The sequence below is a fragment of the Xylophilus sp. ASV27 genome (genome assembly GCF_016428875.1).
Lineage (GTDB): Bacteria > Pseudomonadota > Gammaproteobacteria > Burkholderiales > Burkholderiaceae_C > Xylophilus.
This window is the reverse complement of record NZ_JAELTO010000221.1, coordinates 1-1785: the sequence shown is the minus strand read 5'-3', so window position 1 is coordinate 1785 and position 1785 is coordinate 1. Positions and strand designations below refer to the sequence as shown.

The window sequence follows — 1785 nt, the reverse complement described above, 5'->3', positions numbered from 1 at the left end:
TGCCGCCCCACGCCCTCTCTGGTGCTGGGCATTCTTCTGTTTCTGCTGCCTGTGCCTGCTAGGGCTGTGGCACCTGCCCGCGAAAGCGCAAAACGCCAATGACGGGTTTGACCCCAGCGCCAACGGCTGGGTCCGCAGCCTGGCCGTGCAGCCCGACGGCAAGGTACTGGTGGGGGGCTTTTTCACCCAGCTGGGCGGCCAGACGCGCAACCGCCTGGCCCGCCTCAACGCCGATGGCTCGCTGGACACGGGCTTTGATCCCGACGCCAACAGCCCGGTGTACAGCCTGGCCGTGCAGCCCGACGGCAAGGTACTGGTGGGGGGCGCTTTCACCCAGCTGGGCGGCCAGACGCGCAACCGCCTGGCCCGCCTCAACGCCGATGGATCGCTGGACACGGGCTTTGATCCCGGCGCCAACAACGCGGTGCTCAGCCTGGCCGTGCAGCCCGACGGCAAGGTACTGGTGGGGGGCTTTTTCACCCAGCTGGGCGGCCAGACGCGCAACTACCTGGCCCGCCTCAACGCCGATGGCTCGCTGGACACGGGCTTCAATCCCGGCGCCAACAGCCCGGTGTACAGCCTGGCCGTGCAGCCCGACGGCAAGGTACTGGTGGGAGGCGGTTTCAACCAGCTGGGCGGCCAGAGGCGCAACGGCCTGGCCCGCCTCAACGCCGATGGCTCGCTGGACACGGGCTTTGATCCCGGCGCCAACAGCCCGGTGTACAGCCTGGCCGTGCAGCCCGACGGCAAGGTACTGGTGGGGGGCGATTTCACCCAGCTGGGCGGCCAGACGCGCAACCGCCTGGCCCGCCTCAACGCCGATGGCTCGCTGGACACGGGCTTCAATCCCGGCGCCAACAGCCCGGTGTACAGCCTGGCCGTGCAGCCCGACGGCAAGGTACTGGTGGGGGGCTTTTTCACCCAGCTGGGCGGCCAGACGCGCAACCGCCTGGCCCGCCTCAACGCCGATGGCTCGCTGGACACGGGCTTCAATCCCGACGCCAACAGCCCGGTGTACAGCCTGGCCGTGCAGCCCGACGGCAAGGTACTGGTGGGGGGCGCTTTCACCCAGCTGGGCGGCCAGACGCGCAACAGCCTGGCCCGCCTCAACGCCGATGGCTCGCTGGACACGGGCTTCACTCCCGGCGCCAACGGCACGGTGTTCAGCCTGGCCGTGCAGCCCGACGGCAAGGTACTGGTGGGGGGCGCTTTCACCCAGCTGGGCGGCCAGACGCGCAACCGCCTGGCCCGCCTCAACGCCGATGGCTCGCTGGACACGGGCTTTGATCCCGGCGCCAACAACGCGGTGCTCAGCCTGGCCGTGCAGCCCGACGGCAAGGTACTGGTGGGGGGCTCTTTCACCCAGCTGGGCGGCCAGACGCGCAACCGCCTGGCCCGCCTCAACGCCGATGGCTCGCTGGACACGGGCTTCAATCCCGGCGCCAACAGCCCGGTGTACGGCCTGGCCGTGCAGCCCGACGGCAAGGTACTGGTGAGGGGCGGTTTCACCCAGCTGGGCGGCCAGACGCGCAACTACCTGGCCCGCCTCAACGCCGATGGCTCGCTGGACACGGGCTTTGATCCCGGCGCCAACGGCCCGGTGTACAGCCTGGCCGTGCAGCCCGACGGCAAGGTACTGGTGGGGGGCGGTTTCACCGAGCTGGGCGGCCAGACGCGCAACCGCATCGGCCGGTTGAGCGTGCCCGAGGCTGCCTTGCAGGCGCTGGAGCTGTTGCCAGACCGCGCCCGCCTGCGCTGGTGGCGCAGCGGCAGCGGGCCCGAGCT

1 protein-coding gene is annotated in these 1785 nt (G+C 70.4%); it reads left to right on the top strand.

The genetic code is table 11. The annotated features are described in order from the left end of the window. Positions 1 to 145: 145 nt before the first annotated feature. Positions 146 to 1785: delta-60 repeat domain-containing protein (locus JHD63_RS22460; protein ID WP_198973008.1), on the top strand; the 1640-nt coding region annotated here is incomplete at its 3' end.